Origin of the sequence: Campylobacter sp. LMG 7929, from assembly GCF_024723595.1 — a bacterium.
GTDB lineage: Bacteria > Campylobacterota > Campylobacteria > Campylobacterales > Campylobacteraceae > Campylobacter_D.
This window is the reverse complement of record NZ_JANQCY010000002.1, coordinates 131508-156494: the sequence shown is the minus strand read 5'-3', so window position 1 is coordinate 156494 and position 24987 is coordinate 131508. Positions and strand designations below refer to the sequence as shown.

25 protein-coding genes and 1 tRNA gene are annotated in these 24987 nt (G+C 29.1%); 12 read left to right on the top strand and 14 right to left on the bottom strand.

Going from position 1 to position 24987, the window contains the following annotated elements; translation table 11 throughout:
- Positions 1 to 20 precede the first annotated feature (20 nt).
- The 9 genes from CAMP5118_RS01690 to rpsU all read right to left on the bottom strand — a co-directional run bounded on the left by CAMP5118_RS01690 (position 21) and on the right by rpsU (position 6846).
- The gene (locus tag CAMP5118_RS01690; RefSeq protein WP_263679336.1) at positions 21 to 440 is read right to left on the bottom strand and encodes a PepSY-like domain-containing protein; all 420 of its coding nucleotides are present in this window, start codon (positions 438 to 440) and stop codon (positions 21 to 23) included.
- Positions 441 to 503: 63 nt separating this feature from the next.
- On the bottom strand, positions 504 to 2216 hold the full coding sequence (locus CAMP5118_RS01685) for an ATP-binding protein (protein WP_337205835.1): 1713 nt from the start codon (positions 2214 to 2216) through the stop codon (positions 504 to 506).
- A gap of 8 nt (positions 2217 to 2224) precedes the next feature.
- On the bottom strand, positions 2225 to 2704 hold the full coding sequence (locus CAMP5118_RS01680) for a hypothetical protein (protein ID WP_337216448.1): 480 nt from the start codon (positions 2702 to 2704) through the stop codon (positions 2225 to 2227).
- On the bottom strand, positions 2701 to 3192 hold the full coding sequence (locus CAMP5118_RS01675) for a YajQ family cyclic di-GMP-binding protein (protein ID WP_337216447.1): 492 nt from the start codon (positions 3190 to 3192) through the stop codon (positions 2701 to 2703). The genes CAMP5118_RS01680 and CAMP5118_RS01675 overlap by 4 nt, the downstream gene beginning before the upstream one ends.
- On the bottom strand, positions 3182 to 4114 hold the full coding sequence (locus tag CAMP5118_RS01670; protein WP_337205838.1) for a D-2-hydroxyacid dehydrogenase: 933 nt from the start codon (positions 4112 to 4114) through the stop codon (positions 3182 to 3184). The genes CAMP5118_RS01675 and CAMP5118_RS01670 overlap by 11 nt, the downstream gene beginning before the upstream one ends.
- Positions 4114 to 5286, bottom strand: a complete 1173-nt coding sequence (locus tag CAMP5118_RS01665; RefSeq protein WP_337215180.1) for a glutathionylspermidine synthase family protein — start codon at positions 5284 to 5286, stop codon at positions 4114 to 4116. Before CAMP5118_RS01665 ends, CAMP5118_RS01670 begins: the two co-directional genes overlap by 1 nt.
- Before the next feature lie 9 nt (positions 5287 to 5295).
- The gene (locus CAMP5118_RS01660; protein ID WP_263702378.1) at positions 5296 to 5913 is read right to left on the bottom strand and encodes a UPF0323 family lipoprotein; all 618 of its coding nucleotides are present in this window, start codon (positions 5911 to 5913) and stop codon (positions 5296 to 5298) included.
- Positions 5914 to 5985: 72 nt separating this feature from the next.
- Positions 5986 to 6591 carry a LysE family transporter gene (locus tag CAMP5118_RS01655; protein WP_337216446.1) on the bottom strand — a complete coding sequence of 202 codons (606 nt, stop codon included), beginning with the start codon at positions 6589 to 6591 and terminating at the stop codon, positions 5986 to 5988.
- A gap of 42 nt (positions 6592 to 6633) precedes the next feature.
- Positions 6634 to 6846: a 30S ribosomal protein S21 gene (gene rpsU, locus CAMP5118_RS01650; protein ID WP_002780697.1), complete on the bottom strand. Its 213-nt coding sequence runs from the start codon at positions 6844 to 6846 to the stop codon at positions 6634 to 6636.
- A gap of 184 nt (positions 6847 to 7030) precedes the next feature.
- Between rpsU and ccoG the strand changes: the two genes are divergently transcribed.
- The 5 genes from ccoG (at position 7031) to CAMP5118_RS01625 (ending at position 14766) form a co-directional block, all read left to right on the top strand.
- Entirely contained in the window at positions 7031 to 8407 is a 1377-nt protein-coding gene (gene ccoG, locus CAMP5118_RS01645; RefSeq protein WP_337216445.1) for a cytochrome c oxidase accessory protein CcoG, read from the top strand.
- Positions 8404 to 9030, top strand: a complete 627-nt coding sequence (locus CAMP5118_RS01640) for a TetR/AcrR family transcriptional regulator (RefSeq protein WP_263682807.1) — start codon at positions 8404 to 8406, stop codon at positions 9028 to 9030. The genes ccoG and CAMP5118_RS01640 overlap by 4 nt, the downstream gene beginning before the upstream one ends.
- A gap of 81 nt (positions 9031 to 9111) precedes the next feature.
- Positions 9112 to 10209, top strand: coding sequence for an efflux RND transporter periplasmic adaptor subunit (locus CAMP5118_RS01635; protein ID WP_337215177.1), 1098 nt, complete (start codon positions 9112 to 9114; stop codon positions 10207 to 10209).
- Complete coding sequence (locus CAMP5118_RS01630; RefSeq protein ID WP_337216444.1) at positions 10209 to 13331, top strand: efflux RND transporter permease subunit; 3123 nt, start codon at positions 10209 to 10211, stop codon at positions 13329 to 13331. The genes CAMP5118_RS01635 and CAMP5118_RS01630 overlap by 1 nt, the downstream gene beginning before the upstream one ends.
- Positions 13324 to 14766, top strand: a complete 1443-nt coding sequence (locus CAMP5118_RS01625; RefSeq protein WP_337216443.1) for a TolC family protein — start codon at positions 13324 to 13326, stop codon at positions 14764 to 14766. The genes CAMP5118_RS01630 and CAMP5118_RS01625 overlap by 8 nt, the downstream gene beginning before the upstream one ends.
- A gap of 18 nt (positions 14767 to 14784) precedes the next feature.
- Here CAMP5118_RS01625 and CAMP5118_RS01620 read toward each other — a convergent pair whose 3' ends face one another.
- Positions 14785 to 14976 (bottom strand): mini-MOMP protein, encoded by a 192-nt coding sequence (locus CAMP5118_RS01620; protein WP_039627274.1) that lies wholly within the window; start codon positions 14974 to 14976, stop codon positions 14785 to 14787.
- A 74-nt stretch (positions 14977 to 15050) separates the two neighbouring features.
- Here CAMP5118_RS01620 and CAMP5118_RS01615 point away from each other — a divergent pair, with 74 nt between their 5' ends.
- Positions 15051 to 16388, top strand: coding sequence for a coproporphyrinogen III oxidase family protein (locus CAMP5118_RS01615; RefSeq protein ID WP_263679321.1), 1338 nt, complete (start codon positions 15051 to 15053; stop codon positions 16386 to 16388).
- A 25-nt stretch (positions 16389 to 16413) separates the two neighbouring features.
- Here the strand turns inward: CAMP5118_RS01615 and hemJ are convergent, their stop codons facing one another.
- Genes hemJ through glmM form a run of 3 tightly spaced genes read right to left on the bottom strand, consistent with a single transcriptional unit; the run spans position 16414 to position 18642 of the window.
- Entirely contained in the window at positions 16414 to 16863 is a 450-nt protein-coding gene (hemJ, locus tag CAMP5118_RS01610) for a protoporphyrinogen oxidase HemJ (protein ID WP_263663669.1), read from the bottom strand.
- Positions 16857 to 17312, bottom strand: a complete 456-nt coding sequence (gene lspA / locus CAMP5118_RS01605; protein ID WP_337216442.1) for a signal peptidase II — start codon at positions 17310 to 17312, stop codon at positions 16857 to 16859. Before lspA ends, hemJ begins: the two co-directional genes overlap by 7 nt.
- Positions 17305 to 18642 carry a phosphoglucosamine mutase gene (gene glmM, locus CAMP5118_RS01600; protein WP_039629248.1) on the bottom strand — a complete coding sequence of 446 codons (1338 nt, stop codon included), beginning with the start codon at positions 18640 to 18642 and terminating at the stop codon, positions 17305 to 17307. The genes lspA and glmM overlap by 8 nt, the downstream gene beginning before the upstream one ends.
- A 131-nt stretch (positions 18643 to 18773) precedes the next feature.
- Between glmM and CAMP5118_RS01595 the strand changes: the two genes are divergently transcribed.
- The 4 genes from CAMP5118_RS01595 (at position 18774) to CAMP5118_RS01580 (ending at position 22698) form a co-directional block, all read left to right on the top strand.
- Positions 18774 to 19949, top strand: coding sequence for a DUF945 family protein (locus tag CAMP5118_RS01595; RefSeq protein ID WP_337216441.1), 1176 nt, complete (start codon positions 18774 to 18776; stop codon positions 19947 to 19949).
- The gene (locus tag CAMP5118_RS01590) at positions 19946 to 21136 is read left to right on the top strand and encodes a replication-associated recombination protein A (protein ID WP_337216440.1); all 1191 of its coding nucleotides are present in this window, start codon (positions 19946 to 19948) and stop codon (positions 21134 to 21136) included. The genes CAMP5118_RS01595 and CAMP5118_RS01590 overlap by 4 nt, the downstream gene beginning before the upstream one ends.
- Before the next feature lie 45 nt (positions 21137 to 21181).
- Positions 21182 to 21257: transfer RNA gene (locus tag CAMP5118_RS01585), tRNA-Val, on the top strand.
- 175 nt (positions 21258 to 21432) lie between these two features.
- Positions 21433 to 22698, top strand: coding sequence for a tyrosine-type recombinase/integrase (locus tag CAMP5118_RS01580; RefSeq protein WP_039668989.1), 1266 nt, complete (start codon positions 21433 to 21435; stop codon positions 22696 to 22698).
- 268 nt (positions 22699 to 22966) lie between these two features.
- Here the strand turns inward: CAMP5118_RS01580 and CAMP5118_RS01575 are convergent, their stop codons facing one another.
- Entirely contained in the window at positions 22967 to 23626 is a 660-nt protein-coding gene (locus CAMP5118_RS01575; protein ID WP_002871903.1) for a helix-turn-helix domain-containing protein, read from the bottom strand.
- A 112-nt stretch (positions 23627 to 23738) separates the two neighbouring features.
- Between CAMP5118_RS01575 and CAMP5118_RS01570 the strand changes: the two genes are divergently transcribed.
- Both CAMP5118_RS01570 and CAMP5118_RS01565 read left to right on the top strand, forming a co-directional pair.
- Positions 23739 to 23957: a helix-turn-helix domain-containing protein gene (locus CAMP5118_RS01570; protein WP_002871904.1), complete on the top strand. Its 219-nt coding sequence runs from the start codon at positions 23739 to 23741 to the stop codon at positions 23955 to 23957.
- Positions 23954 to 24937, top strand: a complete 984-nt coding sequence (locus CAMP5118_RS01565) for an AAA domain protein (protein ID WP_039668990.1) — start codon at positions 23954 to 23956, stop codon at positions 24935 to 24937. Before CAMP5118_RS01570 ends, CAMP5118_RS01565 begins: the two co-directional genes overlap by 4 nt.
- The last annotated feature ends 50 nt before the right edge of the window (positions 24938 to 24987 follow it).

Genomic DNA, 24987 nt, shown 5'->3' with positions numbered 1-24987 from the left:
CAATGAAGGATTTAAGTGAATTAATCATCAAATTTTTGACCTAAAATATTGCCTTTAAAATCTGTATAAATTTCCATCATATTATTTGTTCTAAATTTATAGCCATTTATTCTTTTATCTACTTCTACAATAGCTGCATTTGGTTGCGCTGCTTGTACTTTAGTTATTACTTCTTTTGGGATAAATCCTGTTGGAATGCCTTTGTATTTACCATCAACTTCTTTCCAGTCTCCATTAATGATAAAGTCAATTTCTGTTCCATCAACCAAATTTACTTCGTAAGAATCCACGTCTTGTTTTACATAACCTACATTTACACCTTTAAAATGAGTGTTTAAAAACTCTTGAGCCTTTTGAGGTAAAGCACTTGGACTAACAATCATATCTGCAAACATAGAACTTGCACAAACCAAACTAGCCAACATTAATTTCATTTTCATTTTTTCTCCTTTAAATAAAAGTTGAAAGAATGATATTATTTGCTTGTGAAATTTGTGTGAATTTTAATTTTTAAAGCCAACTATCTTATTTTTGTCAAATGAAGATTCTATTTCTTTTTCTATGGTGTGTAAAAAATCACTCATTTTAAAAACACCATCTTTAGAAATAGCCGCTTTTAAAGCCGTATTTTTAACCACCATTACAATTTGAGCTCCACTTAATTCATATGAGGCTAATTTTTTTAAATCAAAACTACCTTCAAATTTAGCATTTTTAGGTAAAGCTTTTTGCCATATCATTAAGCGTTGTTCATAATTTGGCTTTTTAAATTCTATTTTATACTCAAATCTTCTTGAAAAAGCCACATCTAAACTTTCTAAAAAGTTAGTTGTTGCTATGATAACTCCACTAAAGCGCTCGATTTGTTCCAAAAAAATATTTTGCATTTGATTATGCATTTTATCAGCACCGCCACTGCTTTCTACTCTAGTACTTAAAAACTGATCCGCCTCATTTAAAAGTAAAATAGGGCTTTGCTTACTTGTTTGACAAAGCTCTTTATAAGTATCAAAAATCTTTCTTACATTTTGTTCACTCTCGCCCACATATTTACTTAAAATTTTCGAGCAATCAAAACTCAAAATGGATTTTTTCATAGCTTTTGCCATACTTAGCGCACTCATAGTCTTACCCGTACCAGCAGGGCCATAGAAAATTATCTTAGCTTCTATATTTTTATTAGTTTTTATACCCCATTTATTTAATCTTTCTAAAACCTTTTTATCTTGTTGTTTTAATATGCTTTCTAATAAATCTTTAGTGCTTTGGGGCATAATAACATCATCTATATTGGTATTTGGCTCGATTAGCTCAAAAATATCTTGCTCTTTAACCAAATTTTGAAGTTTAATTTTTTTATTCTTCTTTGGTTCTTTAAAATTAATAATTCTTTGTAAAATATCATCACTTAAATAAAAAATCTTAGTTATATCACCCAAAGAATTAACAAATTCATCATATTCTAAAAGATTTGAACTAAGTAGCTTAGAATCTTCTTCCAATAAAGCTTTGTTTTCTTGTTTTTGAGCCTCATCCTCGCTAATTAAATGAAGCAAAAAATTAAAATCTCTACTATAAGAATTTTCAGTATTTAGCAAATACTCTTCTTTTAACAAACTAATAAATATCAAGCATTCTTTATCATTTAAAGCATATTCTTTAAAAATCTCTGCTAAAACATTAGAAATTTTACTTTTCTTTAAACGCTCTTTAATGTATGCTTCAAATATAGCTATATCTTTTTTAATATTCTTGCTTTGAGAGCTTTTAGCAAAAAAACGCAATCTTTGATAAAGCTCGATTTTAAAAAATTCATCTTTTAAATATGCAATATGATCTTCATAAATTTGATCTTGCATATAATCTTGTATGGTTTTATTTTCTAAGACTTGCAAGAAAACTTCACTTAAACTTAACTCACATTGTAGCAAATTTAAAAGCAAGCTTGAGTTTTTACTTGCTTTAAAATCAGAAAAAATTTGAACAATAAAACCTTTTTCTATAAGATTTTTAAGATCTTTTAAATGATCTAAATACTCATACTCATCATTTTTAAAAACTTCGCTAAGAAGATTATAAGCATTAATACTTGCATTTGCCTGCAAATAATTTTTGCATAAATGCTTTAAAATTAAAATTTCATCTTCACTGCATTGTAAGTTTTTATAAATATTGCTTTTAAAAGTATCATTAAGAAAAAGTTTTAAATCTTTCATATTTTCCTTTATATTGACTTTATGCTAAATTTGATTTTGGATTTTTTATCATTAAAACTCATATTTTTATCACAAACCTCATAAAAAATATCATAATTTTTACTTACAATCTTTTGAGTAAAACCACAAGAAGTAGTTTGTTTATTTTTTCCATAAAAAATAGGTTTTTTATAGATTAGATCTTGCAAAAAATCATCATAATATTCATTATTAAAAAATCTTTTATTAAAAAAAGTTTTTGCATAGCATATGCCATTAACACAAATTTTATCGCTAATTTTTAATTCAAGTAAGGCTTTAGAAGCACTATAAAGCTCTAAACTTGTAAAATTTTTTCCCTCATATAAAAAACAATAATCAGCAAATTTAAACTCTGGGGTTTTTAAAATAACATAAGTACTTTGTGCTTGTGTTTTGCTTTTTAAAGCACAAGAGCTTAAAAAAACACACACAAAACACAAAAAAACTATTTGAAGTAAAGTTTTCATTTAAGGTTTTTAAAACTAAGATTAAGTTCTAAATTGAGTTCTTTTACTATTTTCATCACGCTTTGTAAATCATCAATTTGCTTACCAACTACGCGAATTTCATTACCTCTAATGCTTGAAGTTACCTTTAGCTTGCTATCTTTTATAGCTTTATTAATCTTCTTAGCACTATCAGTATCAATAGCGTCATTAACTTTTAAATTTAGTCTAAAATTTGCTCCACTTTCCCTGCTTAACTCTTTAATACCATTAGGGTTTATCCCTCTTTTAATAAGCTTTGAAATAACAATATCTTTTAGCACTTCAAGCTTTGCTTCGCTAGAGCAAATAAATTTATAAACACTTTCTTTTTCATTTAACTCTATTTCACTTTTAATACCTTTTAAATCATATCTGCTATCAAGCTCTTTTTTAGCTTGCTCTAAAGCATTTTTTAACTCTTGCTTATCAATTTCCCCGCTAATATCAAAACTATGTTCACTTGCCATTTTCTATAAACTCCTTAAGATTATTAAATACAATTTGGACTAAATTTTGTATAGATTCTTCACTTGCCCATGCAACATGTGGAGTGATGATTAAATTTTCTTTATTTTTTATACCAAGTAAAGGATGATTTTTAATCATAGGTTCTATTTCAAGCACATCAAGCCCTGCTTTGATGTTTTTCTCATTCATAACTTGAGCTAAATCTGCTTCGTTGATGATTCCACCGCGTCCTACATTAATCAAAATAGCATCATCTTTTAAAAGCATTAGTTCTTTTTTACTTAATAAATTTTTTGTCTTATCATTTAAAGGTGCGTGGATGCTAATTACATCACAAGTTTTTAAAAGCTCTTCAAGGCTTACTTTTTCATATTCATCATTATTATTAGTCCCTGAGGTAGAATAATAACAAATTTTAGAACCAAACATTTGAGAAACCTTAGCCACTTCTTTACCTATAGCTCCAAGTCCTATAATGCCATGTTTTTTACCAGTTAAAGTATGCAAAGTCTTGCTAAAATCACAAAACATTTCACTCTCACACCATTTACCCTCTTTGCTCCATTTATCATAATATGGAATTTGATTTAAAAAAGCAAAAAGCAAGGCAAAGGTATGGCTTAAAACACTTTTTGTAGAATAACTAGCTACATTTTTTACCACTATACCTTTAGAATTTGCATAAGCTACATCTATATTATTTACCCCTGTACCAAGTTGTAAAATAAGTTTTAGATTAGTGTTGTCTATCACTTTTTTGTCAATGATGATTTTATTTATCATCACAACTTGTGCATTAGCTATTCTTGCAATAACCTCATCTTTAGAAGTTAAATCATAACTTACAAACTCGCCAAAACTTTCAAAAGCCGTTAAATCCGCTCCACCTAAGGTAGCAGCATCTAAACACACTATTTTCATTAATCTTTTACTATATGTCCTACAAATTTAGAATAATTATCAAGTACTAATCCACCTTTTCTAAAACCTAACCCACAACCCTCATAAGCAAAGAAAACTCCTGCTTGATAATAATCATTTTCATTTTTGTTAAACTCAGCAAATTCTTGATATACAAAGCGATTATTTTGATAATCTCCCTTTGTTTCAAAACTTACATCTCCATTAGCTTCTATAATAGAAACATTGGCTCCTTCTCTACCAAAAACAGGTTTTTTAACACATTTTTTACCCACTAAAGGTTGATCACTTGTTTCAAGCAATAAAGGATGATTTGGATAAAGCTCCCATAAAATTTTCATTATACCTTTACTTTGAAAAAGTAAAGTATAAGCAGGATTTAAAATGATTGCTTTTTGATTTTGCATGATTTGAGTTAAAAGCATAGCAAGCTCACCCTCTTCTATGGCTATACTCTCCCAAGGAATGAGTTTGAAAAAATACTCAAAATTTACATCATTTTTAAAAATACCTTCAGGCGAAAATTCAACCTCATCTATGTAAGAAAATTCACTCTCAAAACCTGCTTCACTAGCAATATGTGCTAAAAGTTTGGTTGTAATCATATCCTCATCACTTCCTGCAATTGAAGAAAATAATATCTTCCAACCTTCATAATATTTTTCAAACTCACTTACATCTTCTTCTAAAGTGATAAGTCTTTTAAAATTATCTTTTAAGGCTTCATATATATTATTAAATTGCGAGCTTTCATCTAGGTTGTTTTGCTTTAAAATAGCCCATTGTAAAATAGCACTTTCAAATAAAGATGTTGGAGTATCAGCATTAAATTCTATTAGTTTTATAGGCTTACCATCAAGCCCACCTGCTAAGTCAAACCTACCATATAAATGCCAATGCACATCATTTTCCCAACTCATCTTAATCGCATCAACCAAATTAAAAGGAATTCCAAGCTCATCAAAACGATCATTATCAATCACTTCTTGCGCAGCAGCTACAAACATATCATAAAGCTCATTCACTGCTTCATAATATGCATTTGCTTCATTTTCCCTCACGCAAACTAAGTTAGAATCTAAATAATCACTTCCATCATTATCTGTATGCCATGAAAAGCCAATTTGATCTAAATATGATTTTTCTAAAGGATTTACTTTTAAAAAATTCATTTTTTACCCTTAAGATCCAAAAGAGTTAGAAGAACTTGAGGTAGCCTTAGAGCCACCACCAAAAAAGCCTGATTTTTTCGCACTTGAGCTTGAAGTAGCACTTGTACTTGCTTTATTAAAGCTATTTACACTTCTTTGATAAGCACTTTGATTTGAAAATGCTCCTCTTTGTTGATTTGCAAAATTTTGATTATTAAAAAGCTTTGAACCTATCCAACTACCAAGTATAGCACCAGCTGCACTTGCAAGCAATGTTTCGCCTAAAGAAAGTCCTCCGCTACTCATTTGAGCGTTATTTGGATTTGTTAAATTTGAGGTACCATTGTCTATTTTAGCAGCTTCTTCTTGGATTAATTTATCCATTTCTTCTTTACTTAAAACTCTTTCAGTTCCATCAAGTTGTTTTAAAACCACCCTAGTTTCATCACTTGGAAATTGATCTTTGATTTTGTATTGATTTGGAGCGGTTTCTTCAATGATAACAAAAGCACCTTGAGTATTTGCTGCTTGGCTTAATGCATTATTAGAATCATTTGTATTGTTGCTACACGCACTTAAAGCACCGCCACTTATAGCAGCAATACCGCTTATCATACTAAGCTTAAGTATAGTTTTTATATGTTTCATAATCTTTCCTAAATTTATAAGTTTAACTTAATAAGATTTTAACAAAAAAAGTATTAATAAAAATTAATTGCTTTAATTTATCATAATCATTAAATTACTACTTAAAATAAATACAGCAAAAGCAAAAAATATAAAAGCACTTAAATAATCAATAAGTTTTAAATTCTTTTGATAAATTCTTACCATGAAAGGTTTTGAAAATAATAAAGAAATCAAAGAAAAGTAAATTATGGTTTCTAAGATCAAAACAAACACTAATATTATCAACATCCATCGCATTTGAGCAAAATCAAAACTTGCAAAAACACTAGCAAAATAAAAAATAACTTTTGGATTTGATAAATTTGTTATAATGCCACTTAAAAATGTAGATATATGAGTTTTTTGAACTTTTATATTACCTATTTTTGTATTTTTATAAATCCCATAAGCTAAATACAAAAGATAGCAAGCTCCAAAACTTGATAAAACGATTTGCAAAAATGGAAATTGATGAAAAATCACACTCAAACCGAGTATAGAAAGTATAATCCACATACTCATGGCCAAACTCACACCCAAACTTGCTTTTAAAGCACTTTTAATACCTTCTCTTAAAGCACAAGAACTTACTAAGAAAAAATCAGGTCCTGGTAAAATAAGTCCAAAAAAATGAATGATTAAAATCCAAAGAAACATAAAAAATAATCGAAGAAAAGCCGAAAATTCGGCTTTTTGGTATTAGAGTCTTGACTCGTAGCGTCTAAGCATATAAAGTCTTTTAAGCATTTTTTTGCGTGCTGAAATTTTTTGTTTTTTGCGAATTTCAGTCATAGGCTCAAAAAATCTTCTTGCGCGAACTTCAGTAACAACTAGATTTCTATCTACTTGTTTTTTGAATTTTCTATACGCTTCATCAAAAGACTCGTTAGGATGTACCTTGATTCCTGGCACGACCCTCACCACCTTTCGTTAAAAATTTGAAAGTTTTAATTATACCATAATTTTACTTGAAAATAAAATTTATTTTTGTAATAATTACATAAATAAAAATTAAATACAAATTCTTAATTAAGACAAAGTTTGGTTTAATTTTTCTAGTATTACAATTAAAAAAATATTCTACAAGGAAATCAAAATGAGTGCCTGTGTCACTAATTATACTAAGAAAAGATATATAGCTTATATCGTTTCCATGGTTATTTTCATTGCTTTGCCTTTTATCAAAATCAATGGAAATCATTTCTTTTTATTGAGTTTTGATCATAAAAAACTTAATTTATTTTTTATAGCTTTTGATACCCAAGAGCTTTATTTAATGCCATTTCTTATTATGGGTATGTTTTTAACCATACTTTTTGTTACTACCTTAGCAGGAAGAATTTGGTGTGCATGGAGTTGTCCTCAAACCATTGCTAGGGTTATTTATAGAGATTTATTGCAAACAAAAATATTTAAAATACACAAAAGCACAGCAAACAAACAAAAACAAGTAGATGGATTTTTTATCAAAAAAGCTTTAAGCATTGTGATTTTTTATCTTTTTTCTCTATTAATGATGAGTGCTTTTTTATGGTATTTTGTACCACCTGAAGATTTTTTTGTATATATTCAAAATCCTGCTGATCATTTATTGCTTTTGGGAATTTTATTTTGCGCTTCTTTGGCCTTTACTTTTGATATAGTGTATTTGGGCGAAAAATTTTGTGTTTATGTATGCCCTTATGCAAGAATTCAATCTGTAATGTTTGACAATAATACCGTTCAAGTCATTTATGATGATAAAAGAGGCGGAGTGATTTATGATGGGCATACTAAACTTTATCAAAAACCACCACAAGGTGAATGCATAGGATGTGAAGCCTGTGTAAAAATTTGCCCTACACATATAGATATACGCCAAGGAATGCAACTTGAGTGTATTAATTGTCTTGAATGTGCCGATGCTTGCTCGAAAATTCAAGCTAAATTTGACCGCCCTAGTTTGATTAATTGGACTAGTGCAAAAGCTATTGAAACAAGAGAGAAGGTAAAATATTTCAGATTTAGAACTATCGGATATTTAGTAGTTTTATGTGGTGTTTTTGCAGCCTTAGTTTTAATGGGAAGCAAAAAAGAAAATATGCTTTTAAATATTAATCGTTCTAGTGAGCTTTATCAAATTAGAAAAGCACATGATGGAGAATTAATTATTAGCAATGCTTATGTATTTTTATTCCAAAACACTGATAATAAAGTTCATGAGTATTATTTTGATGTGAAATTACAAGGCATTGATGATGGCTTAGAAATCATTAGACCAAAAAAACCTTTTAAATTAAAAGCCGGAGAAAAAGATAAACAAATAGTTGTACTAAAAGCTACTAAAAAACTAGCTGATAACGATAGAAAAGATACCGTAATACCTTTAATTATTCAAGCATATGCGCTTGATGATAAAAATATCATAATCACAAGAGAAAGTAATTTTGTCTATCCTAAAAACTCAATTATAGAGCACAAAAAACACCAATGATAAAAAAACTTTCTTCAAAATCTCAAGCAAGGCTTGAAAAAATCAAACAAATTGCTGCGGAGTCGTTTTTAGAAAACGGCTACGAAGCAACTAATCTTAAAGATATTATCAAGCAAGCTGGTGGTTCATTTTCTTGTGTATATGAGCATTTTAAAAGTAAAGAAGGTTTATTTGAAGCGGTTTTAAATGATTTTGCAGAAAATCATTTTCTAGCTATTTTGAAAAAAAATATGCAACTTTCACCCAATGCTAATTTAGAAGAATTTTTATATCAATTTGCTAAAGCTTATTTGGGAATTTTTAATGATGCTAAAACCATAGCTATAGTAAGGCTTTTATATTCTGAAATTTATAATGAAAAATTTGATTTTGGGAAGTGGTTTAAAGGAAGTAATAGAAAAGAAGTAGAATATGTTCTTCAAAAAAGATTTGAAGAAGAAAATAATGAAAATTTAGCCAAAAATGCTGAATTTTTAAGCTATACATTTTGTGCTATGCTTAGGGGAACCTTTTTTATACAAAGTACTTTTGAAAATAAGGTTTTAATGAGTAAAAAAGAGCAACAAAATCATGCAAAAAAAGTTGTTAAGCTTTTTACTCAAGGAATTGTTAATTTTAATTAACCAAAGATTGATAGAATAACAATCATACAATTTTGTAATATAAATTACTTTTTTAGCTAAATAAATAATTTAAGGAAACCAATGAAAACAAAACTTTTAACTCTAGCTTGTGCCTCGCTTATATTTGTAGCATGCTCAGATGATAAAAATGCACAAGTTAAACAACTCCCTCCTCAACCTGTAAGTATTATGACTATGCAAAGTGCTAATTTACCTTTAGAATTTACCTATCCTGCAAGATTAAGCACTGAATTAGATGTGGTGATCAAGCCTAAAGTAAGCGGTGAAATCAAAGCAAAATATTTCAAAAGTGGCCAAGCTGTTAAAAAAGGCGATAAGCTTTTTCTTATAGAGCCTGATAAATACCAAGCAACTGTAAATATGGCTTATGGAGATGCTTTAGTCGCAAGAGCAAATTTTGATGATGCTGAAAAAAATTTCAAAAGAGATCAAATTCTAATAGAAAAAAATGCTATTTCACAAAAAGAATTTGATGCAAGTTTGGCTAAATTTAATTCTACCAAGGCTAATTTAGAAAGTGCTAGAGCAAAGCTTGCTAATGCAAGATTAGACTTAAAATACACCGTGGTAAGCGCTCCATTTGATGGGGTTTTAGGAGATGCGCTAATGGATGTGGGTGATTATGTAAATGCTTCATCAACTGAGCTTGTACGCATTACAAACATTAATCCAATCTTTGCAGACTTTTATATTTCTGATGTAGATAAAATCAATATGAATAAAAATATTCAAAGTGGCAACTGGCAATTAGAAAATATCCAAGTGCAAGCTAATGTTGGCGGTGAGCTTTTCAATGGAAAATTGTATTTTATAGATAGTGTTATAGACACTCGTAGTGGTGGAGTAAAAGCAAAGGCTATTTTTGATAATAATAACTCAAGCTTAATGCCTGGTTCTTTTGCAAATGTTCATGTTGGTGGTTTTGTTCAAAAAGATGGTTTTGAAATTCCTCAAGCTGCACTTTTACAAGATGATAGCGCTACTTATGTTTATACCTTAGTAGATGGAAAAGTAGTTAAAACTATTGTTAATGTTATCTATCAAACTTCTGATAAAGCAATCATCGACAAGGGCTTAAAAAATGGCGATAAAGTGATTTTAAATAACTTCAAAAAAATCCGACCTGGTGCAAGCGTTAGCGTAATGGAGAATAAATAATGTTTTCTAAATTTTTTATAGAAAGACCTGTATTTGCTTCTGTTGTAGCTATTATCATTTCTTTAGCAGGGATTATAGGGCTTTATTCTTTACCTGTAGAACAATACCCTTCTCTAACTCCACCCGTTGTAAAAGTAAGTGCAAATTACTCAGGCGCTGATGCTCAAACAGTGGCTCAAACAGTGGCTATTCCTCTTGAAGACGCAATCAATGGGGTTGAAAATATGATTTATATGGATTCAACTTCAAGCTCTTCAGGCGATATGAGCTTAAGTGTGTATTTTAACATAGGTACAGATCCTGACCAAGCAACAGTTGATGTTAATAATAGAATTTCAGCTGCTATGGCAAAACTACCTGAAGATGTTAAAAAAACCGGTGTTAGTGTAAGAAAAACTGGTTCAAGCATTTTAGAGGTTGCCACTTTGTATTCTCCTGATGGTTCTATGGATTCACTTGAAGTATATAACTATGCTGCATTAAATATCTTAGATGATCTTGCTAGGGTTCCTGGTGTGGGTAATGCTGTGGCTATTGGCTCAAGAAATTATTCTATGAGAATTTGGCTTAATCCTGATTTATTAAATAAATACCAAGTTACTGCAACTGATGTTATCGCTGCAGTTAGTGAGCAAAATGCTCAATATGCTACTGGTAAGATAGGTCAAGAGCCTGTGGTAGAAAGATCTCCTTATGTGTATTCAGTAACTATGCAAGGAAGGTTAAAAAATACCAAAGAATTTGAAGATATTATCATAAGGGCCAATAGTGATGGTTCTTTTTTAAGACTTAAAGATGTGGCTGAAGTTTCTTTGGGCTCAAGAGAATATACATTCAATGGTAGATTAAATGGAAATGATGCAACTCCTATTTTGATTTTCTTACAAACTGGAGCAAATGCAGTAAGTACAGCTGAATTGGTACAGAAAAAATTTGAAGAACTTTCTAAAAGTTTTCCTGAGGGCTTAGCCTATAAAGTGCCTTATGATACAACTATATTTATTAAAGCTTCTATTAAAGAAGTGGTAAAAACTTTTTTTGAAGCACTTATTTTAGTTGTGATTGTAATGTATTTATTCTTAAAAAATTTCCGCTCAACTATCATACCTATGATTGCTGTGCCTGTTTCTATTTTAGGAACTTTTGCAGGATTATATGTCTTAGGCTTTAGTATTAACTTACTTACACTTTTTGCTTTAGTTTTGGCCATTGGTATTGTTGTTGATGATGCGATTATTGTGGTTGAAAATATCGATAGAATCATGCATGAAGATCCAAATATAAGCATAAAAGAAGCAGCTATTAAAGCCATGGATGAAGTTGCTGCACCTGTTGTATCTATCGTTCTTGTACTTTGTGCAGTATTTATACCTGTTTCATTTATATCTGGCTTTGTGGGAGAAATTCAAAAACAATTTGCTATAACTCTGGCAATTTCAGTTACAATTTCAGGTTTTGTGGCTTTAACTCTAACTCCTTCTTTGTGTGCGATTTTTTTGAAAAGAAACGAGGGTGAACCATTTTATTTTGTGAAAAAATTTAATGATATTTTTGATTGGTCTACTGAAGTTTTTGGAGCCGGTGTAGCTTATATACTTAAAAGAACTGTACGTTTTGTTATAATATTTTTTCTTTTAATAGGTGGTTTATATGGATTATTTAAATTAGTACCAAACTCACTTGTTCCAGCTGAAGATCAAGGAAATTTTTTAACTATTGTTAATCTACCTGCAGCATCTTCTCTTAATAGAACTACTCAATCCATGGATGCTATGGCAGAAGAACTACGCAAAAATGAAAACATAACAAATATTGTAGGTCTTATAGGTTATGATCTTTTCACAGGCTCTTTAAAAGAAAATGCCGGTGCAATGTTTGTGAATTTAAAAGATTGGAACGATAGAGATACTAGTAGTTTTGATTTAACAGGAATGTATAACAAACAATACTTTTTAAATCCAAATTTCCAAACTTTCTTTGTTAATCCACCGCCAATCCAAGGCTTAAGTTTAACTGGTGGTTTTGAAATGTATGCACAAAATCGTGGTGGTAAAAGCTATGATGAAATTCAAGCAGATGTAAATAAATTAGTTGAAGCAGCAAACAAACGTCCTGAGCTTAACAACGTAAGAACAACGCTTGATACTAATTTCCCACAATTAAAATTAGAAATTGATCGTGATAAAGTAAAACTTTATGGTTTAAATTTAGCTGATGTATTTAGTACACTAAATGCTACTATAGGAACTTATTATGTAAATGATTTTTCTATGCTTGGGAAAAATTATCGTGTAAATATTAGTGCCATTGGAGATTTTAGAAATACACAAAATGCCTTAAAAAACATCTTTGTTAGAGCAAAAGATGGTTCTATGATAGCCTTAGATAGCGTTTTAACACTTCATAGAGGAGTTGGACCTGATGATGTAAAACGCTTTAATATGTTCCCATCAGCACTAGTGCAAGGCGATCCTGCTCCTGGTTATACTTCAGGACAAGCAATTGATGCTATTGCTCAAGTTGCTAAAGAAACTTTGGGAGAGGATTATTCTATTGCCTGGGCAGGTTCGGCTTATCAAGAAGTCACAAGTAGTGGTGCAGGTCAAGTAGCTTTTGCGCTAGGACTTTTATTTGTATTTTTAATTCTAGCAGCACAGTATGAAAGATGGCTCATGCCTTTAGCGGTAATCACTGCTGTACCTTTTGCGGTATTTGGTTCTTTACTTCTTGTATGGCTTAGAGGCTTAGAAAATGATATATATTTTCAAACAGGGCTTTTACTTTTAATAGGTCTTTCAGCTAAAAATGCCATTTTAATTGTTGAGTTTGCTATGGAAGAACACCTTAAAAAAGGAAAAAGTATTTTTGAAGCTTCTATTAGTGCGGCAAAATTAAGATTTAGACCTATTGTAATGACTTCATTGGCATTTATTTGTGGTATTTTACCTTTATATTTTGCTTATGGAGCAGGAAGTGCAAGCCGTCATGCAATAGGCACAGGTGTTATAGGGGGTATGATAGCAGCTTCTACTATAGCCATTTTCTTTGTGCCTTTATTTTTCTATTTACTAGAAAGCTTTAATAAATGGCTTGATAAAAAAAGAGGTAAAATCAATGCGTAAGTTAATAATTTTTGCAAGTTGTTTTTTAATAACAGCTTGCAGTTTAAAACCAAATTTAGAAATCAAAGATGTAAATTACACTAAAAGTTTAGATCAAAACATTAGCATTAATAAACAATGGTGGAAAGCTTTTAATGATAATTATTTAAACACCTTAGTTGATCAAGCTTTAAAAAACAATAATGACTTGCAAATTGCATATATGAATTTACAAAAAGCTTATGAAACTTTAGGTATAGCAAGAAGTGATTTGCTTCCTAAGCTTGATGGAAGTGCTAGTGGAGCAAGAGGAAAAACTAGCATTAATGCTCCAAGCAACAAAAGTAATGAATTTGTCTATGGTAATGATTTTAACATGGGTTTAAATTTAAGCTATGAAGTAGATTTATGGGGCAAATACAGAGATACTTATGGTGCTTCAAAAGCAAAATTACAAGCTAGTGAGTTTGACTATGAAAGTGCGAGATTAAGCTTAATTTCTAATGTAGTAAAAACTTATTTTAATCTAGCAAGCTTAAGCGAGCAAGTAAAAATTTTAGAAGAAACAACCCAAAGTTATCAAAAAACTTATGAGTTAAAATTAGAGCATTTTAAACTTGGAGTAATTAGTGAGTATGAGCTTAACAAATTTAAAGCTGAGCTTGAAAATTCAAGAGTTTTACTCACAAATGCTAAAATTCAAAAAGAAGCTAACACCAAAGCTTTAAAAATCTTAACTTCAAATGATATTGATGATATACTTTATAATAGCATAGAGTATAAAAAAATAGGACAATACGAACTTAGCATACCTGAGGGCATTGGTAGTGAAATTTTACTTCAAAGACCTGATGTACAAGCTAGTTTAAAAACTTTAGAAGAAAAAAACTATCTTGTTGGAGTAGCTAGAACTGCATTTTTACCAAACCTTTCTTTAACAGGACTTTTGGGCTTTCAAAGCAATGATTTAGATCTTTTAGTCAAACATGGAAGCAATACTTGGAATGTAGCTGGAAATTTTGCAATGCCGATTTTTCATTGGGGTGAGATTATGAATAATGTTAATATTGCAAAACTTACCAAAGATGAAGCATTTTTACAATATGAAAATACCTTAAAAACAGCCTTTGGGGAAATAAGACTTGCTTTATTTAACCGCCAAAGCTATTATGAGAATGAGCAAAATTATAAAAATTTATTTCTAGCTCAAAGTAAAATTTATGAAATTTCCACCTTAAGATATGAAAATGGTGTGATTAACTTGGCTGATTTTTTACAAGATCAAAGAAATTACTTAAATGCTAAACTTTCTTATACTAACTCATCTTATGAGCTTGCAAATTCTATCGTAGATGTTATGAAAGCTTTTGGTGGAGGATTTAACGCTAAAGAAGAATCAAAAGAAAACATCAAAGCTATGGAAGAAAACTTAAAGGAAAACTTTTATAACGACTAAGTCTTTAAGGCTTAGTTGTTAATGCATTTGAATTTGAATTCTTTGATTAAAATTATTATTTCCTCTATCTTTTGGGCTATTATGCTCAAAACGATAACGCATACTACCTGAAACATTAACATCTTGAAAAATTTCATCTAAAGGCGCAGAATTTGACACGCTTATAAGCCCTAATAAAAATACAAAAAATGCTATAAAAATCTTTTTCATTATAAAGCCTTTGTAAAAATATGATACAATTATAGTCTTTTTAAATAACTACAAAATGAAAATTTAGGAAAAATATGAATTTTTTACAAAACTTAGCTCTTTCTTACTCACACAAAGCTATGCAAAAATCTTTAGAAAATGGTTTTGATGTGAAACTTTTAAAAGAAGGACAAGAAAAAAAAGTTAATCCAAAAAAATCTTATATGCTTTATGCTCACATACCATTTTGTCATACTTTTTGCCCATATTGTAGTTTTCATAAGTATTATTACAATGAAGATTTAGCAAAAAGATATTTTGAAAGTTTAAGAGAAGAAATCAAACAAGTCAAAGATAAAGGATTTGATTTTACTTCTATGTATGTGGGTGGTGGTACTACTTTAATCAACGAAGAAGAGCTTGCTAAAACTTTAGAACTTTGCAAAAAATTATTTAACATCAAAGAAATTTCTTGTGAAACCGATCCAAACCATATTGACCCGAAAAAATTAGAAATGTTTAAAGGGCTTATAGATCGTTTAAGTTGCGGTATACAAAGTTTTGATGATGATACTTTAAAAAAAGTAGCAAGATATCATAAATTTGGTTCAAGTAAAGAACTTCAAGAAAAACTCTCTAAAGCCATAGGCGTGCTTCCTATTATGAGTCTTGATTTGATTTTTAATTTTCCTTCTCAAACCAAAGAGCAATTACTCAATGATTTAGAAATAGCTAAGAGTTTAAAACCTCAACAAATCACAACTTATCCTTTGATGAAATCCAATTTAACTAAAGATAATATCGCAAAAACTTTAGGAGTAAGTTTTAAAGATAATGAATTTGAGTTTTATAAAATCATTGTAGATTTTTTCAAAGATTATGAAAGAAATAATGCATGGTCATTTTCTTTAGAAAAAAGTAGCTTTAATGATGAGTATGTAAGTAGCCATCATGAGTATTTAGGCGTTGGAAGTGGGGCTTTTAGCTTTTTAGATGGAGAACTTTTAATCAATGCTTTTAATTTAAATGATTATTCTAAACTCATCAAAGAAAAACAAAATGCAAATATTGCTAAAGCTAATTTTGGTAAAAAAGAAATCATCAAATATGTCTTTTTAACCGAAATGTTTACTGGTAAAATCGAGATTGATAAATTTAATAAAACTTTAGATTGTAATTTAGAAAAAGATCTTTTCATCGAACTTTTAGGCCTTAAACTAAGTAAAGCTATAAAAAAAGAAAACAATACTTTATATACAAGTGAATTTGGACGTTATTTGTTTATGGTATTAATGAAAGATTTTTACACCGGTATGGATTTAGTGCGTGCTGTATTTAGAGATGATAAACGCTTACAAGATAAAGAACGCATTAATATCATGCAAGAAAATGTTGATCCACTTGATTTTAAAAGTATGGAGTTTAAAGGATAAAAAGCCTTTAAAAAAAGGCTTTTTACTAAAACGGTCTTACCACCATCATAATAGCGATGATTATAAATAATATTGTTGGAATTTCATTATAAGCTCTAAAGAATTTCCCACTTTTTTTGCAAGTATCATTTTGAAGTTGTCTATAATAATAATAATTTTGCAAATGATAAATGATTAAAAGTAAAGCACAGGTTAATTTAGCATGCATATATCCACCTACCATTAACACATCTTTATTAGCCATCATCATCAAACTTCCAGTGATTGCAGTAGCTATCATAGCAGGAGTTTGGATATAAAAATACAATTTTCTTTCTTGAATTTTCACCACTTCCACAAAGCCTTTATTGTCTTTATGCTCTGTGTGATAAACAAAAAGTCTTGGCAAATAAAACATTCCAGCCATCCATGAAACAAAAGCCAAATAATGCACCATTTTAATCCATAAATACCATTCATTCAAAAAATCTAACATTTTTCTCCTTTTTTATTAAAAATTTCTTTTATTAAAATCAAAGCTACGCTAATGTTTATCATCACATCAGCTAAATTAAACACAGCAAATTCAAACCACTTATGCCAAAATACAAAATCCACTACACCTATATGCACAAAGCGATCAAGTAAATTTGAACACCCAGCAGATAGCATAATGGCAAAAGCGATCAAATGTGTTTTAAGAAACTCTTTTTGATAAAGCAAATACCCAAACAAAGCCAAAATAAAAACAAGCTGTATGTATTTTAAATACTCTCCTAAAAATGCAAACATTGAAAAGGCCACACCGGTATTATAAGTTAAAACTAAATCAAAAAATTCACCCTTATACTCAAGCCCTTGTAAAAACAAATACTTACTTGCTTGATCAAGTATAAAAATCAAAGCAAAAACAAGCCAAAATTTTAAAGGCAGGGTTTTAAGCATTCAATGCTTTCATAAAAAAGCTTTCAACAGCTTTCATTTCTTTTTCTAAAAGCTTAATGTCTTTTGCTTCAAGCAATAAGCGTATTAAATTTTCTGTACCTGAATACCTAAACAAACTAGCAATTCCTTTTTTTTCTAAATCTTTTTTTAACTCTTCTAAACCTGCAAGCTTGCTTAAGTCTTTTTTCTCTGAAATTTTAAGATTATGCAAAAGTTGTGGATAAGGCTTAACTTGATTTAAAATTTCACTTGCACTTTTTGCTTCACTAAGCATTAAAGCACTAAATTGTAAAGCAGCTACCAAACCATCTCCAGTTTTTGCATAGTCACTAAAGATAATATGCCCGCTTTGTTCCCCGCCAAAATTTCCACCACATTCTTTGAGTTTTTCAAGCACGTATTTATCGCCTACATTGCAAGTCTCATGCGTGATTTTATGTTTAGTTAAAAACTCTTTTAAAGCACCATTACTCATTATAGTGCTAACCACGCTTGATTTTAACTTGCCCTGTTTTTTCAAAAATAAAGCTAAAACACCTAAAAGACTATCTCCATGGGCTACTTCGCCTTTTTCATCCACAACAACCAAACGATCTGCATCCCCATCAAAAGCAAAGCCCACATCTGCTCTAAATTTCTTTACTTCCAAAGCTAAATTTAAAGGATGTAAAGCCCCACAATTTTCATTGATATTTAAACCATTTGGCTTATCATTGATCACAATTACATCTGCACCAAGTTCTTTAAAAACCGTAGGTGCTACCTTATAAGAAGCCCCATGAGCCACATCTAAAACAACGCGTAAAGACTTTAAAGTCAGCTCTTTAGGAAAAGAATTTTTTATAGAAACAATATATCTTCCTATCACATCATCAATTCTTTTTGCTTGACCAATTTGAGATTTTGTTGTTCTTGCTTCTTCTATGAGTTTATCATTAAAATAAATTTCTTCTATTTTTGCTTCTGCTTGCTCATCAAGTTTATTTCCATGTGCATCAAAAAATTTAATACCATTATCATAGTAAGGATTATGTGAAGCTGATATCATAATCCCTGCATCACAACGCATATCTTCAGTTAAAAACGCGATAGCAGGTGTTGGCATAGGACCTATTTCTATAACATTATAACCTATAGAAGTAAGTCCTGAAACGATAGCATTTTCTATCATATAACCGCTTCTTCTTGTATCTTTTCCTACTAAGATATTGTTTGTAAGGGCTTTGTCTTTAAAATAAATTCCAGCAGCCATAGCCAAACGCATAGCTAAAAACGAATCCAAAAACTCCCCTGCTTTACCGCGTACTCCATCTGTTCCAAAAAGTTTCATTTTTTTACCTTTGATTTTAAATAGTGCAATTATAAGAAAAAAAGTTAAGTAATGTATAAATGTGAGAATTTTATAAGCATTAGTTAGTAATAAAAATATATAATTTTTAAAATTTCACTTAAGGAAAATGAATGAAAAAAATCATCGCAGGGGTTGTAGTAGTAGTTTTACTAGCTATAGGGTTTTTTGTTTCAACTTCTTACATTAACACTATCAATGGAAAAATATTTGCTCAAATGAGCCAAGATACACCATATTACAGTGTTGAAGATGCTAACTATACCAAAGGACTTTTAAATTCCAAAGGAAGTTTTATAGCTACACTAAATGACTTGCCTTATAGTTTTAAAGTGAATGTGGATTTTTCTAATAATTTTTTTGCAAGTAATAATGCCATCGTTTCTATTTTAAATGAAAATGAAGATTTAAAAGGCATTTTCCCAAATGAAGAAATCTTTAAAATATTAGTTAGTGCAAAAGGTGGAGACATTAACATCAATGCAAAAATAAATGATATTAATTTTACCCGCAATGATACAAATTTAGTTTTAAATAATACATCTTTTAAGATTATAGGCTCTGAGGAATTTGTAAAAAATATGGAACTTAATCTAGGTTATGTTTTATTAGAACAATTATCTCATGAAGAAAAATTAGAAGCAAAAAATATCAAAATTTCTGAATTTCCTATACAAAAATTAAGTTTTAGTGATATTTTTAGCCCTAGTAGAAATAGTGAGCAAAATATAAGCATTGATAGTGCTAATTTTATAAGTTCTATTGCTTTTGACTTTGATAAATTAAAAATTTTTGCAAAAACAGCTCAAAATGCTCAAAATGATTATGATAGTGTTTTAAAACTAGATTTAGCTAAATTTAACCTTGCAAATGAAAATTTTATGCTAAATAACATTAACTTAGATATGAATTTTAATAATCTTTCTAAAAAAGCTTATGATAGCTTAGTACAAAACTCAAATACTGATATTTTTTCTATGATGCTTTTAGCAAGTCAGTTTTTAAAAGCAAACCCACAAATCATCTTAAATAACCTAAGCTTTGAAAAAGAAGATAAAAAATTTGACGCAAATGGACAAACTATTTTCACTGAAAATAATATAAAATCACAATTTCACGCAAACACAGAAATTCTTCCTAGTCAAATTTGGCCTGATTTTGCAAATTTTGATACTTATTTTGTAGATAATAATGGCTCTTATGTGCTTGATTTTATCTATGATGATTCTAATAAAAGTGATGTTACAACTATCATTAATGGCGAAAGACTTACCATAAATCCACAATGACAAATTTAAGCTTAACTTTTCGTCCTAAAACTTTAGATGAGGTTTTAGGACAAGAAAATTTAGTAGAAATTTTTAAAAAATTCATACAAGTTTCAAAACTCCCCCATAGTGTATTTTTTGGTCCAGCAGGTTGTGGAAAAACCTCTTTTGCAAGGGCTATAGCGTATGAGTATAAACTAGACTTTTATGAGTTTGATGGAGGAAATTTTAAGCTTGAAGAACTTAGAAAAATACTAAGTAATTATGAAAATTCTTTATATAAACCTTTGATATTTATTGATGAGGTACATAGGCTTTCAAAAACCCAACAAGAAATGCTTTTAATCCCTTTGGAAAATCAAAAATGCCTTTTCATAGGTGCAAGCACTGAAAACCCTTACTTTACTTTAACTTCAGGCATAAGAAGTAGAAGTATGCTTTTTGAATTTAAAGGTTTAGAGTATAAAGACTTAGAAAAACTTGCCACAAAAGTGCAAGAAAAACTCCAATGTAAAATCGATGATGATGCCAAAGACTTTTTAATCACTTCTAGTGCAAATGATGCAAGAAGTTTTTTAAATTTATGCGAGTTTGCTTTGGCTTTAGATAGCACTCATATCACGCTTAAAACTTTGAAAAAATTAAGAGCAAATGTTTTAAGCGATGGTACTTCAAGTAAAGACACACACTATAAACTAGCTAGTTCTATGATAAAGAGCTTAAGAGGAAGTGATGTGGATGCGAGTTTATATTATCTTGCGAGGTTGATTGATGGGGGCGAAAGTGCGGATTTCATCGCTAGAAGATTAGTGATATTTGCAAGTGAAGATATCTCAAATGCAAACCCGCAAGCACTTAATCTAGCCACAAGCACACTCATAGCAGTAAAAAACATAGGCTATCCTGAAGCTAGGATCATCTTAGCTCAGTGTGTGGTATTTTTAGCAAGTTCGCCCAAGTCAAACTCAAGCTATCTTGCTATAAATGAAGCACTAAATTATGTGCAAAACAACCCCGCATTAAAAATACTTCCTTATCTTGATAATAACAACCCACAAAGAAAAAACTACCTTTATCCGCATGATTTTGGAGGCTGGGTTAAGCAAAAATATCTAGAAAAAGATTTGAAATTTTATCATAGCAAAGGCATAGGTTTTGAAGCGCAGCTAGACTTATGGCTAAATGATATAAAAAAAGTTAAAAAGTGATTTTAAGCACAATGTAAAAATATTTTTATATAATTTTCATTTTTTGGTTCCGTAGCTCAGTTGGTAGAGCACCACCTTGACATGGTGGTGGTCGTTGGTTCAAGTCCAATCGGAGCCACCATTTTTTATTTCTTTCGATTTCTTTAATTTCCAAAAAATGCTTTTAAAATGCTATATATAAACAAACTAAATGATCTTTGATTTCAATTAATTTCTTTTGTGTTATAATTATTTTCAATTAATTAAGGTCATTATTAGGGTTCTTAAAACCTAATAGGGTTCTTTAAAGGAAAATAATGGCAAACATAGCAAAACAAAGCTTACAAGATAAAGATATTAGAAATTTAAAACCTAGTGATAAACGATACAAAAAAGCTGTAGGTAATCCAAAAGAGCTTTATGTTTTTGTATATCCTAGTGGCCAAAAAACTTTTAGTATTAAAATTAATGACAAATACACAAAACTTAAAGAATTTAGAGAAGGAATTTATAGTGTAGCTGAAGCTAGAAAAGAAGCTATTCAGTTTTTAAAAGAATTTGAAAAATGTAAAGATATACGATTGCTAAAAAATGGAAATGATAAATATAAGTTTAAAAACTTATTTATTCTTTATATAGATCAAAAACAAAAAAAATGTCTTAGCGATAGCTATGTTAAAAAAATTATACAAATGGTAGAAAAATATCTCATGCCAAGTTTAGGAAATTTAGATGTAAAAAACATAAAATATAGTGATTTATTATCTATATTTAATGCTATTTATAATCCAAATAATCCTTATACAAGTAGGTTAGAAACCATACACCGTTTAATCAATCATGTTCAGGGTATTTTTAGAATAGCCTTAAAAGATAGATATATTGATTTTGATCCTAGCGATGGCTTAAAAGATAACTTTGCTTCCCCTAAAAGATTTCAAAACAACCATAATATAGATACAAGATACCCTGCCTTAATTCAATCAGAAGATTTAAAAGAATTTATTCAAGATCTAAAGCAAGATAATAGAATGGAAAAACAAACAAAAAGGGCTTTGTATTTACAAATTCTTAGTATCAATAGACCTTTTAACACTGCTAGTGTAAAATGGGCTAATATTGATTTTGAAAAACAAATTTGGACTATACCAGCAAATGAAACAAAAACAAAAATTGCACATGAAATTCCACTTACAAAAACAATGATTAAGGTATTAAAAGAGCAATTTTTATTTAGCGGAGAAATTAGCGATTTTGTTTTTCCTGCACAAACCATACAAGGACATATTAATAGAGATAGCATAGGTAAAGCCATTAAAAATTTAGGAGGTAAAAATAAATGGCACAAGCGAGCTAGCTCTCATGGTTTTAGAGCTACATTTAGAACTATTTGCTCTCAACATAAGGCAGAGCTCTTAAAATTAAATATTAGCGAAGAAGTTATTGAAAGCGTTTTAGCACATAAAGAACTTAATCAAATAAAATTTTCTTATGAAAGAGAAAAAGCAACCATCATTCAAAAAAGAAAACTTTTACAATGGTATGATGATTATTTAAATAATTTAGAATTTTTAGGAATATAAATATATTATATTTTATTTCTCATAATTATTTTTATACTCTTTTTAATTTCATTAAAAAGAGTATAAAACCTTATATTACAGAACTTGAAACAGATTATAAAATTTTCTTTTTACTTTCTGTAGGAAAATTATCCATAAAATCAAACTTTTAGAATGTTTAACATATTTTTTTAAATATTCAATACTTCTTTACCTTATAAAAGCTTTCCTAACTCATTGTAAAGCTTAAGAATTCTAAGCCCTTTATTCATTTCTATCTCTTTAGTAATCATACTTCAAAATAAAATTTACCTTTTATAATTGCTAAAATGTCTACACAATCACTAAATTCACTATTATAAAATTTTATTTCTTCTCCACTCATAGTTTTAAGTATTATTTTATCAAACTCATGAAAATATTGAACTATAAGAATATTTTCTTTGTAATTAATGATGATTTTATCTCCATTTTCAGCATTTTTATTACTTGATACAACTAAAATATCACCATTTTTTGCATAAGGCTCTAATTCATTATGTTTTACTTTTAAAAAACACAAATCAAAATATCCCATACCATCAAATAAATGATTTAAAAATAATGATTTTATATTAAATGTTTCTAAATATTTTCCATCTATATAGTTTTTAACTCCATCACATATAGCACAAATACTTTCTTCTATTTTCTTAAATTCAAGTTTTTTACTTATATCTATATTGTATTTTTTAAAGGCCTCACTTAGTGTCATATCAGAATCAAAGTATTCAAACCCTATCCCTGTTGCTTGCAAAATTTTCCATTTTGCACCTTGAGTAATAGAATTTACATTGTTTTCATAAGAATTGATACTACCTTTAGTAATACCTACTTTTTCTCCAAATTCTCTTTGGCTTAATCCGTAAGCATTCCGCAAATCTCTTAATTTTTCACCTATCGTTTTCATAAAATATATTCTACAATAAAATAATTTTAAAGAAAATAAAAAAATTTAATGATAATTATTGACAATTTTTAGAAAATAAATTATTATTTTATGAAAATATAAAGGATAATACATGCAAATTATAGAACCAAAAAACAAAAATTTTTTAACCCCTAAGCAATTAGAATGCGAATTTGGAATTAGTCTTAGTAAACAATATAAAATGCGTATGCAAAAAAATCAAAATCAAGCTAACTCCTTGCCTTTTATTAAATTAGGAAAAACAATTCTATATAAAAGAAGTGAGATTGAAATATGGCTAGATAAAAACATGGTCAAAGGGAATTTATGAATTCTATAAAGAGCAACAAGCTACTACTTGATATTGTTTTTGAAAAGAATTTCAAGCAAGTAAATATAGAAAAACTAGAAAACATTGATTTTGAATGGTTGATAGATAGTTTTCTTGTAAAACAGTCTTTAGTAATGTTTTATGCTAGCGCAGGAAGCGGTAAGAGTTATTTTATGTTATATTTAAGTAAATATCTACTTGATAATAACAAAATAGATCGTATATTTTATTTTGATGGCGACAATAATGAAAGAATACTGAAAGAACGAAAAGGAAGTGAATTTTTAAAAAGTTCAAATTTTTATTATTTTTTTTCTAACAATACAAATAAGTTTAGTCTTTTTAGAGATTTAAAAAAAGCTAAAGATTTAAAAAACACATTAATTGTAATTGATAGTATTAGAAATTTTATTCAAGATGATTTTAATAAAGACTTTACAATGATTAAAGTTTTTGATGAATTGCAAAAAATAAGAGATAATGGAGCTACTATTATTTTTCTGCATCATCAACCAAAACAAAAACCAGATGAAAATAATAAAGCCTACAAAGGTGCAACAACTTTTTTAGATAGTGTAGATGAAGGATATTTTTTACATAAAAAAGATATTAAAACAGATGAAGAGTTTGTCATTCTTTTAGAGCCTCAAAAAAGAAGATTTGTTACAAAATCTCAGGCATTTAAAATAAACACATTAAATTTAGAATTTGAATTTGTGGATTATTTAGAATTTGCAGAAAATCATAAAACACAAATTACCCTTAATCTCGTTAAAGAAATTCTTAATGAAAACAAAAATGGTATTTGTCAGCAAGATTTAGCAAGTAAAATCAAAAAGAAAATTGAACAAGATTATGTAGAAATAGTAGGTAGAAATGCTTTATGGAAACTGCTAGATAAATATAAAAACATTTATTGGAGTATTTTTTATGAAGCACAAGAAAAAGGTGGAAAGAAGAAAATTTTTAAGATATTATAATTAATCTTGATTTGATAGTTCTTTAAGTAAAACTATTCGCTCATACTCAA